Annotated in this window: 9 protein-coding genes; 6 read left to right on the top strand and 3 right to left on the bottom strand. The window is 64.3% G+C overall.

The window, feature by feature from the left end; translation table 11 throughout:
* Positions 1-67: 67 nt before the first annotated feature.
* Complete coding sequence (locus Q9293_RS04105) at positions 68-1,543, top strand: hypothetical protein (protein ID WP_306250315.1); 1,476 nt, start codon at positions 68-70, stop codon at positions 1,541-1,543.
* A 126-nt stretch (positions 1,544-1,669) separates the two neighbouring features.
* The gene (locus tag Q9293_RS04110; protein WP_306250317.1) at positions 1,670-3,070 is read left to right on the top strand and encodes a hypothetical protein; all 1,401 of its coding nucleotides are present in this window, start codon (positions 1,670-1,672) and stop codon (positions 3,068-3,070) included.
* Here the strand turns inward: Q9293_RS04110 and Q9293_RS04115 are convergent.
* Together Q9293_RS04115 and Q9293_RS04120 are read right to left on the bottom strand one after the other, a co-directional pair.
* A complete protein-coding gene (locus tag Q9293_RS04115; RefSeq protein ID WP_306250318.1) occupies positions 3,059-3,517 on the bottom strand; it encodes a thioesterase family protein in 459 nt (152 codons plus the stop codon). The two genes, Q9293_RS04110 and Q9293_RS04115, sit on opposite strands and share 12 nt — an antisense overlap.
* An 8-nt stretch (positions 3,518-3,525) precedes the next feature.
* Positions 3,526-4,968, bottom strand: coding sequence for an HAD-IG family 5'-nucleotidase (locus Q9293_RS04120; protein WP_306250320.1), 1,443 nt, complete (start codon positions 4,966-4,968; stop codon positions 3,526-3,528).
* A gap of 92 nt (positions 4,969-5,060) precedes the next feature.
* Here Q9293_RS04120 and Q9293_RS04125 point away from each other — a divergent pair, with 92 nt between their 5' ends.
* The gene (locus Q9293_RS04125) at positions 5,061-7,136 is read left to right on the top strand and encodes a S9 family peptidase (RefSeq protein WP_306250322.1); all 2,076 of its coding nucleotides are present in this window, start codon (positions 5,061-5,063) and stop codon (positions 7,134-7,136) included.
* 68 nt (positions 7,137-7,204) lie between these two features.
* Here the strand turns inward: Q9293_RS04125 and Q9293_RS04130 are convergent, their stop codons facing one another.
* Positions 7,205-11,155: an Ig-like domain-containing protein gene (locus Q9293_RS04130; protein ID WP_306250324.1), complete on the bottom strand. Its 3,951-nt coding sequence runs from the start codon at positions 11,153-11,155 to the stop codon at positions 7,205-7,207.
* 309 nt (positions 11,156-11,464) lie between these two features.
* Between Q9293_RS04130 and Q9293_RS04135 the strand changes: the two genes are divergently transcribed.
* The 3 genes from Q9293_RS04135 to Q9293_RS04145 are packed head-to-tail and all read left to right on the top strand — an operon-like array spanning position 11,465 to position 16,099.
* Complete coding sequence (locus Q9293_RS04135; RefSeq protein ID WP_306250326.1) at positions 11,465-13,249, top strand: DUF885 domain-containing protein; 1,785 nt, start codon at positions 11,465-11,467, stop codon at positions 13,247-13,249.
* A 40-nt stretch (positions 13,250-13,289) separates the two neighbouring features.
* Positions 13,290-13,931, top strand: a complete 642-nt coding sequence (locus Q9293_RS04140; protein WP_306250328.1) for a PAS domain-containing protein — start codon at positions 13,290-13,292, stop codon at positions 13,929-13,931.
* Between the two features lie 53 nt (positions 13,932-13,984).
* The gene (locus Q9293_RS04145) at positions 13,985-16,099 is read left to right on the top strand and encodes a M3 family metallopeptidase (RefSeq protein WP_306250331.1); all 2,115 of its coding nucleotides are present in this window, start codon (positions 13,985-13,987) and stop codon (positions 16,097-16,099) included.
* The last annotated feature ends 38 nt before the right edge of the window (positions 16,100-16,137 follow it).

A 16,137-nucleotide genomic window follows, 5' to 3' on the forward strand; every position in this document is an offset into this window, starting at 1 on the left:
GATGAACTGGCCGAAAGGCTGGCATGGGCCCTGGAACAGGTGGGCCCAGGAGGCCAGAACTGAAGCCATGAAAACCCGTGTGCCCGCCAATCCACAGAATCCCCGGGGCCTGGTCACGCTGACCGTGGCCGGAATGGTCGGCGCCTTGGCCATCGCCGGGCTCATCGCCACGCGCGGGATCAATCAGGGTGTGGATTCGGTGACCCTGCCCGTGGTGGGCCGGACGTTGAATCAGTTCATGGCCGTGGTGCTCACCTGCATCGCCCTCATCGTGCCGCTCACCGCCAACCTCTATACGCCCAAGCTGGTCACGCTGTACGTGCGTCACCCGTTGATCGTGACCATGCTTTCGCTGCTGCTGGGCAGCCACATCATCTGCCTGTCCCTGAATTTCATCCCCGCGGGCAGCCTGCTGAACCGCGTGCTGGTGGATGTGCTGGCGCTCATCTACCTCCTGGTCATGCTGGGCGCACTGCCCTTCCTCTACGGCATCAGCCGGTTTTTGCGACCCAGCTATTTCATGCCCATGCTCACCCGGAAGGGCGTCCGCAGCCTCAAGGAATTGGCCCGCGGTCGCCGCATCGAGGCGAACAAGGATGAGCTGTTTGAAACCGTCGACGTGGTGACCAACGTGGCGCTGACGGGCATGGCCCGCGGGGATCGGCAGCTGGTGCTGCTCTCCTTGAAATCCCTGCACACCCTGCTGGGGGACATCATCCGCTGTGTGGGGACGGAGGCCTCCTACTGGCGCGCCTCCCGGCCCTGGTTCGTGCCGGGCCTGGCCAAGGAGGGTCAGGACTACCTCACCCGCGAGCTGATCTGGCCGGAGGCTTACATCCTGGCGCAGACCTTGAAGGTGTCCGAAGTGGCCAACCGACGGCAGCACGAACTGCTGTCCGAAATGGCCGCGCACCTGGTGGACACGGCCCGTTTGGCCAATGACGCCGGTGAGCAAGGCGTGGTGGAGCTCCACGTCATGACGCTCAATACCCTGCTAAGGGAGGCCCTGGAGGAGAAGGATCTGCGCCGCTTCCAGAACCTGTCGTACCACTATCGGTTGCTCATCGAGGCCTTCGCTTCGACGCCGGAGCGCATGCATGGCACGGTCCGGCATCTGCTGCACTACGCGCGCCTGGCCGCGCGACAGGGCCTGGCCTTCGCCTATGAAACCGTGGTCTACGATCTGGGCGAGCTGGTGATCAGCATCGCGCCAGACAACGAGGATCGCGCCGTAGAGTTGATCCAGGCCTGGGCCGGGCCGGTGTGGCAGGAGGCCATCGCCCAGGACAGCGGCATGAAGAAGGTGGGCTGGCGGGCCCTGCTCCGCACCCACTGGGAGCTGCGCAGCCAGGGGCTGAAGGAGGCCTCGGACGCCATCTACTGGCGCTTTCTCACGGACGAGGCGATCCACCGAGAACAGCTGGAGCTGCTGCTGGAGGAGAACCGAGAGCTGCACTACGAGTTCAATGATCGCCTCATGCGGTTCGCGCACCTATCCCCGCGGGCCGAGCGTGAGGCACAGACCTTCCTGGAGCAGTGGTAGGTCTGCGCGCCCACGATGCATGAGGCCCTCCTGGGGCCGTTCGCCGGTGCCGATCCGCCGTTCGCCGATCCCCCCCAGGTTCTGCCATCAGGAGGGCTAGCTTGAAACCATCGCCCGGGGGTTCCGATGCTCTCCTTCCTGATGACCGAAGTGCTCAGCCTGGTCCGTGCTGTTCAAGGCGTGGCTCTGTTCGTGATCATGGCCTCCTTCGCTCCCGCCAGCCTCCGTGGCGAGGAACCGCGCATCCTGGGACTGCATGGCTTCGAGACCACCGAAGTGCGCCAGCAGGGCTTCACCCTGTCGCGGGCCATGAAGGTCCATGTCTACGCTAAAGGAGGAGGCCTGCGGCGCATCATCCACAGCGAAGGCGATCACCCGCTCTTCGCCTATGGCTGGATTCTGAACGCCACCACCCGGGAAGTGGTGTGGCAGATGGATGGCTCGAACATCAAGCGCGATTGGGAATACTGGGTGGCCGACCGCTACATCGATCTGCCCGCGGGTAGCTACGAAGCCTATTTCGCCAACCATGGTTTTGGCCAGAGCCTGCTGTTCGCGCAGTGGAGCCGCAACATCGACAGGCGGACCATCCAACATGAAGGGCGCGGGCGTTCCCATGGATTTCTTGCAGCCATCGGCGCCGATGAATCCAGCCTGCTGCGTCACTGGCGGGAGCAGGTTGGGAACTACGGCATGGAACTCTACGCGGCTGGCGGCCAGGCTTCAGAAGTGACGACCTTCGAAGCCCCCCTGCGCTGGAAGAACATCGTCGTGTCCCTGCCCGCCGCCACGGATGACGGCCACTGGACTCAGGCCTTCCACGTGCGCCGGCCCATCACCCTGCACATCTATGCAGAGGGCGAAGGCAGCGGACGGCGCATGCACGACTATGGGTGGATCACCAATGCCCGCACTCGCACGCGGGTATGGGAGATGACCATGGACAAATCCCAGTTCGCAGGTGGGGCCCGCAAGAACCGTCGGCAGGTGGAGACCCTCCAACTGCCCGCCGGGGATTACGAGGCCACCTTCGTGACGGACGATTCCCACTCCCCCGCGGATTGGAACGCGGCACCCCCCTGTGACCCAGGAATGTACGGGCTGACGTTGTCGGTGCCTTCGGATGCCGACGTTTCAGCGGTTTCTCTGACTGCATCCCTAGCCTGGACTCCGCTGGCGGAGCTGGTGCAGGTGGGCAATGACCAGGATCGCAGTACCACCTTCACCCTAGGCAGTTCGCAGTCCGTGCGCATCTATGCCATTGCGGAAGGAAACGGCGACGAGATGGCAGACGAGGCCTGGATCGAAGATGATGCTGGAAAGCGAGTCTGGGTCATGACTCCCGATCGCACCAGCCACGCCGGGGGTGCCGCGAAAAACCGGCTGGCCGATGAACTTGTGAACCTGCCGAAGGGCACCTACCGTCTCCGTTTCCGTACCGACGACAGCCATGCCTACGACCACTGGAACGACGACGCCCCCTGGGACAAAGAACACTACGGCATCACCGTCTATTCAGTCCACTGAGGTGGTTTTCAGGACCTGGAGCACATTCTTCTCCTCACTGATGACCTCGAAAACCGACTTGAATGCCTCTGGGATGTTCCGGGCCCGCCCCGTGTCTCCATCCACGAACACCCATACCGTGCGGGCCTTGGCGAGGATCTTCCGGTCGCGCCCCCGCCAGAAGAGGTAGTGGCGGGGCGAGGACTGCTCCTCGAAGCCCCCGATCCAGGTCAGCAGGGTGATCTCCTCGCCGACGAAGGCGGGCCGGAGGTACTCGATGCTGTGGGAACGGATCACCCAGGTGGTGCGGGTGGCCTGGTAGCGGTCCAGGGTCCAGCCTTGAGCATCGGAGTGGGCGGTGGCAACCTCCTGCATCCAGCGCAGGTACTCCAGGTTGTTGGCATGGCCGTTCACGTCGATGGCGGATTCGGGAATGGTGAAGGTATGGGAAAAGAGGCCGGCGCTCATGGGTGGCCCTACTCCTTGTTTCCCGCCGGATCGTGGGGCAGGTTCCCGCGCGGTGAGCGGAAGTAGGCATAGGGCGTGGCGTGGAGGAAGTTGGACACGCGGCTGGTGTAGATGTCGGCGTAGCGCTCGATCTGGCGAGTGAGGTGGCTCTTGTCGTTGCCGGCGCGGGTGAGCAGGCCCCAGCGCGCATTGGTCAATTCGGTGCCCGCCTTGGCCAGGGGGGCGATCTCCGCATCCAGTGCCAGCAGGCGGTTCCGCAGCTCGTGGACGCGCGTCTCGGCTTCGGATTCATCGGCTCGGGTTGGCTTGGGCTGGGTTCCGCGCAGGCGCTGAAGCACCAGGCGGGCCCGGGATAGGCGGGCCTCCAGGGTTTCCTTCTCACGCATGAGCGCCATGAGCTGAACCTCTATGGGGCGATAGCCTTCGAGGGCCAGCACCTCGCCCTCCAGCTCCCGCAGCACCAGGGCCGTCCGCCAGCTGAGGGTGCGCTTGCTCACATGCACATCGCCGAACATGTGGTCGCCCACGTAGAGGATCTCGTCGCCGGAGACGCCCAGGTCCCGCTCCACCTGGGCTGCAGAGCCACCCAGGTACATCCCGCCCAAGTGCAGGGGACCCACCAGCGGGCGCAGCAGGCCGGACTCGTCCACCACTTCAAAGAAGGGCCCGCGCTCGGTGAAGAAGGCCGGCTTGCGGGCGGAGACGATGACTAGGTCGAAGAGCTGGCGCCAGGTCATGCCCTCGGGCAGGTGCCGGTCATAGGCGTGGGCCATCATCTTCGACGTGAAGCTCCATTCAGAGTTGGTGATGAGCAGCAGCTTCTTCCCGGCATTCTTCTGATCGAGCAGGGCCTGCGCCGCCTCGGGATCCTGCACCACGTATCGATCAGGCGCCGCGGCGATCTCGGCCTTGAGGTGGCCTTCCAGGTGCTGGGCGTCCACCCGGGCGCGCACGTGCCGGTACAGACTGGCGTATTCAAAGGGGCGGGGCAGGGCGCCGCGGTCCAGCAGGTCCACGGCCTGGGCGAAGAGGCAGCCCTCCGATAGCGAGAAGAGTGTGTTCAAGAAGACCCAGCGGGGATCGGAGAGGTCCACCAGGGTTTGGGCGTAGGCCTCTCGCTGCTCGGCGAATTCCAGCATCCGCGTGCCGTGCATGGCGCGTTTCACGAAGCCGAAGCGGTTGGCCTTCACGAGGTTGCCCAGCTCGGTGTCGATGACCAGGCCACGGGTCACCATGCGTGCATCGAACTCCAGGCCCTCCGTGGGCCAACCCTCGGAGGCCAGGCGCTGCTGGGCCTGGGCGTAGACCATGCGTTCGAAGGCATCCACCCGGTAGTCCACCAGGGTGTAGTCCATGTCGTAGCCGATGGCCTTCACGGACCGCATGTTCAGCGTGCGGTTGCAGAAAATCCCGCGACCGCGGGGAACTTCGGGGAGCTCGGGATTCAGCATGCGTCAGGATACCTTGGCCCCAGCAGGGATGCCCACCGGTGGAGGCGGACCTCCCAATGTGCCATTCTTGACCTTCGCCTCTGGAGGCCCTTATGCCCCTGCCTTGTCGGCTCCTGATTCCCGCCCTCCTCATCGCCGCGTTGCCTGTTGCCTCAGCCGCCGAGAAACGCGCTTTCCAGATCGAGGATCTCTATCGGATCAAGGGGGTGCAGCACCTGGCCCTGAGCCCCGATGGCGCCAAGCTGGCCTTCGAGGTATCCAGCCAGGATCTGAAGGCCGCCACTCGGAACACCCAGATCTGGGTGCTGGATGTGGCTTCGGGCCAATCCAAGCAGCTCACTTATTCGGGCAAGTCGGACACGGCGCCGCAGTGGTCCAAGGATGGCAAGACCCTCTACTTCCTCTCCAGCCGGGCGGGTGGCAGCCAGCTGTGGGCCCTGGATGCCAGCGGCGGCGAGGCGCGCAAGGTCACATCCTTTGAAACCGGCGTAGGCGCCCCGAAGCTGACGGGGAACAAGGTGGTGTTCGAGGCCTCGGTCTTCCCCGAGGCCATGACCGATGGTGCCAAGCAGAAGGAATGGGGCGAGAAGCTGGAGAATGGCCCGGTGCAGGCCCACATGGCGGATTCGCTGCTCTACCGCCACTGGACCGAGTGGCGCGATTTCCAGTACACGCACCTGTTCACCACCACACCCGAGGGCAAGGTCGAGGCCATCACCAGCGGCAAGCAGGACTATCCCGCCTTCTGGCAGAGCTGGGATCTGAGCCCCGATGGCAAGGAAGTCTGCGTCACCACCAACACCGATGCGGTGGCCGCCCGCAGCACCAATCAGGATCTCTTCCTCATTTCACTGGAAGGCGACCACACGCCTCAGCGCATCACCGGCGACAACCCTGCCGCGGATCAGGAACCCAAGTACTCACCCGATGGCCGCTACATCGCCTACAAGCTGCAGACTCGGCCTGGCCATGAATCCGACCGCTTCCGCCTGGCGCTCTACGATCGCACAGCCAAAACCCGCAAGGTTCTCACCGAGGGCATCGACAACTGGGTGGACGCGTTCCAGTGGTCGGCGGATGGCAAGGCCCTTTGGTTCACGGTTCAGGAAAAGGGCCGCTGGCCCCTGTACCGCATGGACGTCGCGACGGGCAAGGCCGTGCGCATGCTCGAAGGCCAGAGTGTCCGCGAATTCCAGGTGAGCGCGGACCAGAAGGCCGTGTTTCTTACCAAGAACCGCGTGGGTGAACCCACGGAAATCTGGCGCTACGCCTTCGACACCAAGGAACTGAAGCGGCTCTCCGCTTTCAACCAGGCCCTGGCCGATGAAGTGGATTTCCGCCCGGCGGAAGAGCAGTGGGTGAAGGGCGCCGATGGCAAGGACATCCATGTCTTCCTGGTGAAGCCCCACGGCTTCGATCCCGCGAAGAAATACCCCCTGATCATGAACGTGCACGGCGGCCCGCAGATGATGTGGTCCGACACCCTGCGCGGCGATTGGCAGGTGTACCCCGGCGCGGGCTACATTGTGGCCTTCCCCAATCCGCACGGCTCCACGGGCTACGGCCAGGCCTTCACCGATGCCATCAGCGGCGATTGGGATGGCAAGGTGCAGACCGACATCGACAAGGTGGCCGATCACCTGGCGGCGCTCCCCTACGTGGACAAGGACCGCATGGGCGCCATGGGCTGGAGCTGGGGCGGCTACGCCATGATGTGGCTGGAAGGCCACACCAACCGCTACAAGGCCTTGGCCGCCATGATGGGCGTGTACGACCTGCGCTCCATGCACGGCGCCACGGAGGAGCTCTGGTTCCCCGAGCACGACCTCACGGGCACCCCCTGGGAGAAGTCGGCTGCCTATGAGCGCATGAACCCCAGCAGCCACGTGAAAGCGTTCAAGACGCCCTGCCTGGTCATCACCGGCGAGCGCGACTACCGTGTGCCCTACACCCAGAGCCTGCAGTTCTTCACGGGCCTCCAGGAGATGGGCGTGCCCAGCCGCCTCATCGTCTTCAAGAACGACGGACACTGGCCTGACAACCTCAAATCCATGCCCGTCTACTACAACGCCCACCTGGAGTGGTTCCAGAAATACCTGGGTGGCGGCGCGGCGCCCTGGAAGACCGAGGACATGATCCGCAACATCGCCTTCTCGGATAAGAAGTAGGCCAAGGTCATGAAAAGGGCGCCCATCGGGACCGATGGGCGCCCTTTTGCGTGAAGGATCGGCGTGGATCAGCGCTTGATGCTGAGGGTGTATTTGGCGCTGCTCCCCTGCTGGGTCAGGCTGTAGACCTGCAGGTAGACCGTCATCTGGGCCAGGCCGCGGGGCTGGGCCGGAATGGTGATGACCTGGCCGCCCGCGGACTGGGTGGGCTGGCCGACGAGGCCCTGACCCGCGAGGCCTTGAGGGAAGGCGATGCCGTAGTACATGCCCGGCGGCGGCATGAGGATGAGCTGGACGGATTGGCCCGCCGTGAGCGTGAGGGCGTAGGTGTCCACATCGGTGCCGGTGGAGATGGCGCCGATGACCGTGGTGACGCTGCTGCCGATGACATTGGCTGTGGCCACGGTGTCGTTGAATTCCGTCTCGAGCAGGACGCTGGAGGGCGGGGCGTTGTTGATGCTGAAGGCCACGGTGGCGGAAGTTCCGACGTTTCCGGAGGCATCATAGGCCTTGGCCACCAGGCTGTGGCTGGCGTTGGTCACCGTCGTCGAGTCGAAGGCGAAGGTGTAGGGCGAAGCCGTGGCGCTGCCTTTCAGTGCGCCATCCACGTAGTAGTCCACGCGGGTGACGCCGACGTTGTCGGTGGCGGTGGCGCTGAAGGTGACAGTGCCTGAGGTGCCGGAGACCTGGGCCGCCACCGTGGGCGCTGTGTTGTCGTTCTTGATGGCGAAGGCGAGGGCCGCAGAAGTGCCCACATTGCCGGCGGCATCGTAGGCCTTGGCCACGAGGGTGTGGTTGCCGTCGATCAGGGTGGTGGAGAGGAAGGCGAGGTTGTAGGGCGAAGCGGAGGCACTGCCCTTGAGCACACCGTCCACGTAATACTCGACGCGGGTGACGCCGACATTGTCCGCGGCGGTGGCGCTGAAGGTGAGGGTGCCGGAGGTGCCGGTGACCTTGGCCACCACGGTGGGTGCGGTTAGGTCATTGCTGAGTGAGAAGACCACCGTCGCGGAGGTGCCGACATTCCCGGCGGCGTCATAGGCCTTCGCCACGAGGCTGTGGTTGCCATTGGCAAGGGCTGTAGAGACAAAGGCGAAGGCATAGGGCGAAGCCGTGGCGCTGCCCTTGAGCACGCCATCCACGTAGTAGTCCACGCGGGTGACGCCGACGTTGTCGGTGGCGGTGGCGCTGAAGGTGAGGGTGCCCGAGGTGCCCGTGACCTTGGCGGCCACGGTGGGGGCGATCAGGTCATTGTTGACGGTGAAGGTCACCGTGGCGGAGGTTCCGACATTCCCGGAGGCGTCATAGGCCTTGGCCACGAGGCTGTGGCTGCCGTTGGCAAGGACTGTGGACACAAAGGCGAAGGCATAGGGCGAAGCCGTGGCGCTGCCCTTGAGCACGCCATCCACGTAGTAGTCCACGCGGGTGACGCCGACGTTGTCGGTGGCCGTGGCGCTGAAGCTGAGGGTGCCGGAGGTGCCGGTGACCTTGGCCACCACGGTGGGTGCGGTGATGTCGTTCTTGGTCGCGAAGGTGAGGGTGGCGGAAGTGCCCACATTCCCCGCGGCGTCGTAGGCCTTGGCCACCAGGCTGTGGTTGCCGTCGGTCAGGGTGGTGGAGAGGAAGGTGACGTTGTAGGGCGAGACAGTGGAGCTGCCCTTGAGGGCACCATCCACGTAGTAGTCCACGCGGATGACGCCGACATTGTCGGTGGCAGTGGCGCTGAAGGTGAGGGTGCCCGAGGTGCCCGTGACCTTGGCCACCACATTGGGGGCCGTGAGATCGTTGTTGAGCGTGAAGGCCACGGAGGTGGAGGTGCCGACATTCCCGGCGGCATCATAGGCCTTGGCCACGAGGCTGTGGCTGCCGTTGGCCAGGGCCGTGGACACAAAGGCGAAGGTGTAGGGCGAAGCGGTGGCGCTGCCCTTGAGCACGCCATCCACGTAGTAGTCCACACGGGTGACGCCGACGTTGTCCGCGGCGGTGGCGCTGAAGGTGAGGGTTCCGGAGGTGCCGGTGACCTTGGCGGCCACGGTGGGGGCCGTGAAGTCGTTGTTGAGCGTAAAGGCCACTGTCGAAGAGGTGCCGACATTCCCGGCGGCGTCGTAGGCTTTGGCCACGAGGCTGTGGCTGCCGTTGGCCAGGGCCGTGGACACAAAGGCGAAGGTGTAGGGCGAAGCGGTGGCGCTGCCTTTGATTACGCCATCCACGTAGTAGTCCACGCGGGTGACGCCCACGTTGTCGGTGGCTGTGGCGCTGAAGGTCACGGTGCCGGAGGTTCCGGTGGCGGACGCGCTTACCATGGGCGCAGTGGTGTCCGCAGGCTTCCAGGCGCTGCCCACATTGATGGCGGCAAACGCGTTCCAGACGGCGGCTTCTTCGGCTCCACCGGCGCCGTAGAGCTCGGCCGCTGAGGCAATGGCGCCGTTGCGGGCGGCCAGGTAGTTGCTGGTGGACGTGAGGCGCGTGCTGAGGGTGCGCCACCAGATGCGCACGGCCTTGTCGTTGCCGATGCCCTTCATGCCTGCGGGAAGGTAGCTGCTGTACGAGGTGCTGGAGGCGGTGGCGGAGCTGCCCTGGCTGAGGAAGTAGAAGGCGCGGTTCATGGGGCCGGAGCTGTAGTGGACGTCCAGGCTGCCCAGGCTGGCGCTCCAGGCGTCGGGGCTGGCGCCGTCGAGGCTGGGCTTGTACATGTAGCGAAGGGGATTGGGGAAGGAGGGGTTGGTGAGCTGCTCTCCGATGGTCCAGGTGCCGCCTGTGTCAGGAACCACCGTTCCGATGCCTTGCGCGCCACGGCTGTAGAACTCCACCATGGTGCCCAGGATGTCGGAGTTGGCCTCGTTGAGACCGCCACTCTCGCCGTAGTAGGCCAGATTGGCGGTGGTGGCGCAGACGCCGTGGGACATCTCATGGCCCGCCACGTCCAGGGCTGTGAGGGTCTTGAGGACGCTGCCATCGCCGTAGGTCATGCAGAAGCAGGCATCCGACCAGAAGGCGTTGTCATAGCGCGAACCGTAATGCACCCGGCTGGTCACGGTGCGGCCGGTGCCGTCGATGCCATTGCGGCCGAGGACATTCTTGTAGAAATCCCAGGTGGCCTGCATGCCGTAGTGGGCGTCCACCGCGGCGGTTTGGCCATTGGCGGAGGTGGTGCTACCACCAGCCACGAAGTTGGTACCGTCGCCCCAGCTGTCCGCGGTGGAAGTGTAGATCGTGCCATTGCCCGAGGTGGCACCCGCCATGTTCACGGTGGCGTTGCTGGAACGGCGCATGTCCCGCAGCTCGTAGCCTGAGGTGAGGCTGTTGGTGCTGAGGGTGACGGTGCCGCTGTACTCCGATTTGCCGACGCCATCGTGGACCGCCGTGTGCAGGGTGGACCACTGCTTGATGACGCCGCCGGTGTGGGCATGGACCAAAAGGTCTTCATGCCGGGTGTCGGCATCCTGCTCCATTTCGGCATGCACCAGGTAGGCCAGCTCGTGACCCACGGTGACTTCCTCGAAATCCTCGGCGTTCACGGCCTTCTTCACCCCGGTACGGGGCACCAGCCGCGTGATAGGGACAATGACCAACTCAGCGCTAGGTGGTGCCGAGTAGCCGAATTTGGGAGCGATCTGGAGGTGAGCTGTCGCCAGGGCCTCGCTGGCTTCAAGCGTGGGTTGAGGATGGATGAAAAGCCCCCTGGACAGGGTGTCTGCGGTGGCTTTCAGACTGCCATCGTGACCTTCCCGCAGGATCAGTTCGCCCCCAAGCACCCGGAGGCCCTGGAAATACTGCAGTCCGCGGTGATGAACTGCGGCAGTGGCGTCGGGCACGGTCCGCTGCTGCCGGATGGTGTGGCGCTCATCCAGGCCGCGCCCAAGCTCAGAGTGGGCCCTGACCGCGGCCGTGATCCGGTAATCAGCACTGCGCTCTTCGCCGGAAAGCGTCGGCGTCTCCGCGGCTAGCACGAAAGAGAACACGCTAAGGCAGGGAAGGCCGAGACAAGGTAGGGCGATGCGACGGCAGCAACCGGTCATGGTGGCCTCATGTGGGTGACGGGTGGAGGAGGCAGTGATCGACTCTGCAGCCCGACGAGCTCTGCGCGCGAATCACAGCTCTTCATCGACGCCCCCTGCTTAAGGCTTAATCGTGCCGAAAAAACACCATTGATGGTTAAGCGATATAATGAATTTGAATTCCATGTGGTGATTGCGTAATGCCGGATGTTTAAACAGCTCAACAAAGACTGAGCTGCACCGTGGGGCCAGACCGAGTGGGACTGTCCCTTGCTGGTGGTCGCCAAGTCCTGCACCATCCAACTGGCTGTTTCAAGAAAGGACCACCTCATGACCCGGCGCCTTCTGATGCTTCCTGCCCTTCTGGCCCTGGTGGCCGTTCCTCATGTCATGGCGCAGCCCGCCGAGGCCCAGGCGGCCCCCGCCAAGGCCCAGGAGGCTCCCGCCAAGGTTCCGTTCTCCCGCCTGAAGGCGGATTTCATCGAGGCTTATTGGCGCCAGAACCCGGAAAGCGCGGTGGGGGTCGGCTACTACAAATACGCGGATCGCCTGCCCATTCCCGATGCGGTGGAGCGTCGGCGGAGCCTGGCTTTCGCGGCCCAGTGGCTGCTGAAGTTCAAGGAGGTGGATGAGCGTGCCCTGGATGTGCAGGAACGCATTGACCTCCGGCTGATCCAAAGCCAGCTGGAGGCGGAACGCTGGTACACCACCACCTTCAAGAGCCATCAGTGGGATCCATCGAACTACAACGTGGCGGGCACCTTCGGACTGCTGCTGGGGACCGAATACGCCCCTCTGGAAACGCGCCTGCGAACCGTGGCCAAGCGCCTGCCCAAGGTTGCGCCTTACTACGCCGCCGCCAAGACGAACCTCAAAGGCCCCACGCTGGAGCATACGCAGCTGGCCATCCTTCAGAACAAGGGGGCCCTGGGCGTCTTCGGGGAGGGTTTCCTGAAGCAGGTGGACGGTTCACAGCTTCCGGCGACCGAAAAGGCGCACCTCAAGGAGGATGCGGCCAAGGCCAAGGCTGCGATCCAGGACTACATCACCCATCTGGAAGGGGTGGAAACGAAGCTGAAGGCAACGGGCGCCCGCTCGTTCCGCATCGGCAAGGATTTGTTCGAGCAGTCCTTCTTTCATTCCATCCAGGCGGATTGCACAGCGGAGGAGCTGTATCGCCGGGCTCTGGCGGAAAAGGAGAAGCTGCACGTTCGCATGGCCGAGACGGCCCGCCAGCTTTGGCCGAAATACTTCGGTGCTGAACCCATGCCGACCGACCGTTTGGAGCTCGTTGGCCGCATGGTGGAGAAGCTTTCCCAGAAGCATGTCACTGCCGAGGGTTTCGTGGCGGAGGTGAAGCGGCAGATCCCGCTGCTGGAAAGCTGGGTGCGTGAGCACGACCTGGTGGAGCTGGATCCCAGCAAGCCCTTGGTGGTGCGCGAAACGCCCGAGTACATGCGGGGCGTTGCGGGCGCCAGCATCAGCGCCCCCGGGCCCTATGATCCCAAGGCCAACACCTATTACAACGTGACGCCCCTGGAAGGCACCGATGCCCAGAAGGAGAGCTACCTCCGCGAGTACAACGAGTACATCCTCCAGGTGCTCAACATCCACGAGGCGGTGCCGGGCCACTATGTGCAGCTGCTGCACGCCAACAAATCCCCCAGCCTGGTCAAGGCCATCTTCGGCAACGGGGCCATGGTGGAGGGCTGGGCGGTCTACTCCGAGCGCATGATGCTGGAATCCGGCTACGGCGGTGACACACCGGAGATGTGGCTCATGTATTCCAAGTGGAACCTGCGCGTGGTCTGCAACGCCATTCTGGATTACAGCGTGCATGTGCAGGGCATGACCGAAGAACAGGCCATGAAGCTCCTGGTGCGTGAAGCCTTCCAGCAGGACACCGAGGCCCGGGAGAAGTGGCACCGGGCCCAGGTCACGTCTGTCCAGCTCTCCAGCTACTTCGCCGGCTATGCGGCCATTTATGATCTGCGCGAGCAGCTGAAAACCCGCCAGGGAGCTGCCTTCAACCTGAAGCGCTTCCACGAGCAGTTCCTGGGTTACGGCAGTGCCCCTGTGAAGTTCATCCGGGAACTCATGCTGCCCAAACCCTGAGCCGTTCCACTGTTCCAGAAGGCATGTTTGTGGAGCGCCCATGGCCGATCCTGGAGATCCCGAGACCAGTGCCGTGGGCCAGCTTTGGCCCTGGCCCGAACAGGCCGAGGTGATGCGGACGGTGCTGGATGCCTCCACGGATCCCATCTTCAACATCCTGGAGGACGGCACCTACCGCTACGTCAACGCCGCCTTCTCGGGGCCCTTCGGGAAGACGCCGACGGACATCATCGGAAAGCGGATCTGGGATCTCTTTGATCGGGCTGAGGCCGAAAAGCGCATGAGCGTGGTCACCCGGGCCTTCGCTACCGGCGAGACCATCGTCTTCGACGTGCGCGTACCCACCGCGACGGGCGACCGCCACTACATCACCTCGGTACGCCCCATCCTCGATGCAGAGGCGCGGGTGAGTTCGGTGGTCTGCATCTCCAAGGACATCACCGAGCGGAAGCGGATCGAACTGGAGCGGGAAAAGCTCATCCAAGACCTGCAGACCGCTCTGGCACGGGTGCAGACCCTTTCAGGCCTGCTGCCCATCTGTGCCCATTGCAACAAGATCCGGGATGAGCAAGGCGATTGGACGCGCATCGAGTCCTACATCAGTGCTCACTCCCGCGCCGAATTCAGCCACAGCATCTGCCCCGACTGCGCCCGGGGGGCCTTCCCGGAAATGAACGGCTGACGTGCCTGCCTCGTATGATGATGCTAGAGTCGTGAATGACTCCAGGAGCATCCATGCGCCCGCTTTCTGTTATGACTGCCCTCATGACGCTGCCCATGCTCGCCGCCGATCCCGCGCAAGCCGCGAATCCGTTCTTCGCGGAATGGAAGACGCCCTTCGGCGTACCGCCCTTCCAGGAGATCCGGGAAGACCACTTCATGCCTGCCTTCAAGGAGGGCATGGCCCGGCAGAAGGCCGAGGTGGCCGTCATCCTCGGTACCCAGGCCGCGCCCACCTTTGAGAACACCATCCTGGCCCTGGAGCTGTCTGGCCAGTTCCTGGATCGGGTGGGTTCCGTGTTCTTCAACCTCACGGGGGCGGAAACCAATCCCAAGCTGCAGACGGTGAACCGCGAAGTGATGCCGCTGATGTCAGCCCACCGCGATGACCTCCACCTGAATGCGAAGCTCTTCCAGCGGGTGAAGGCGGTGTGGGACGGCCGCGGCGGGTTGAAGCTGGCGCCGGATCAGGCCCGGCTCCTGGAGAACACCTACAAGGCCTTCGTGCGGGCCGGTGCGGCCCTGACGCCTGAACAGCAGGGGCGCATGCGCGCCATCAACGCCGAGCAATCCCGCCTGGGTGTGGAGTTCAATGATCGCGTGCTCAAGGCCACCAAGGCCTTCCAGCTGGTGGTGGAGGCCAAGGACCAGGCGGGCCTGCCCGCAGGGGATCTGGCGGGCCTGCCCGAAGGGGTGCGCCTGGCCGCGGCGGCTGCTGCGCGGAAAGCCGGCCTGGACGGCAAGTGGCTGTTCACCTTGGATGGCCCCAGCATCTGGCCCTTCCTCGAGTACGCGCAGGACCGCGAGCTGCGGAAGCGCCTCCTCACGGGCTACCTGGAGCGCTGCAACCAGGGCGGTGATACCGATACCAATGCCATCGTGAGCCAGGTGGCGGCACTGCGGGCCGAGAAGGCCCAGCTGCTGGGCTACGGCACCTGGGCGGATTTCGTCCTCGAAGAGAACATGGCCAAGAATGCCAAGGGTGTCTACGGCCTGCTGGATCAGATCTGGAAGCCGGCGCTGGAAGTGGCCAAGAAGGAGCGCGCTGAACTGCAGGCCATGATGGCCAAGGACCTTCCAGGCCAGAAGCTGGAGCCCTGGGATTGGCGCTACTACGCGGAAAAGGAGAAGCGGGCCAAGTACGACTTCGACGAGGAATCGGTGAAGCCGTACTTCGCCATCGATGCCGTGAGGCAGGGCGCCTTCACCTTGGCGGGCCGACTCTACGGCATCACTTTCACGGAAGTGAAAGGCCTTCCCGTTTACCAGAAGGATGTCCGCTGCTTCGAGGTCAAGGAGCAGGACGGGCGGCACCTGGGGTTGATCTACGTGGACTACCATCCGCGGCCGGGCAAGCGCGGCGGCGCCTGGATGAGCAGCTACCAGTCCGCTTGGGTGAAGGACGGCCAGCGGGTGGATCCCGTGGTGGTGAACGTCTGCAACTTCACCGCGCCCGCCGGGGACCGGCCTGCGCTGCTCACGGCCGACGAGGTGCGCACGCTCTTCCACGAGTTCGGCCATGGGCTGCACGGCCTCTTCTACAAAGGGCGCTACCGGGGCACGGCGGGCACACCGCGGGATTTCGTGGAACTGCCCAGTCAGGTCATGGAGAACTGGGCCATGGAACCCGAGGTGCTGAATCTCTACGCCAAGCACTACCAGACTGGCGAGGTCATCCCTGAGGCCCTGGTGGCGAAGATGAAGAAGGCCGCCACCTTCGGCCAGGGCTTTGCCACGGTGGAATACATGGCCGCCTCGCTGCTGGACATGGACTGGCACACGCTGACCAGCACCAAGCCTCAAGACACCGCCGCCTTCGAGAAGGCCTCCCTGGCCAAGTGGGGCCTCCTGGCCGAGATTCCGCCCCGCTACCGCAGCCCCTACTTCAGCCACATCATGGGCGGCTACGCCGCGGGCTACTACAGCTACATCTGGAGTGCGGTCCTCGACAGCGATGCCTTCCAGGCCTTCAAGGAGAAGGGCAACCTCTTCGATCCGGCCACCGCGGGCAGGTTCCGGGCGGAGGTGCTCTCCAAGGGCGGCACGGCCGATCCCGCGGAGCTCTACCGGCGGTTCCGCGGGCGTGATCCAAAGGTGGAACCGCTGCTCGAGAAACGCGGGCTGAAGTAGCCTCGCTCAGGAACGCCAGGGAAGAGACTGTGGCAAAG

It is taken from the genome of Geothrix sp. PMB-07 (genome assembly GCF_030758935.1).
Classification (GTDB): domain Bacteria; phylum Acidobacteriota; class Holophagae; order Holophagales; family Holophagaceae; genus Geothrix.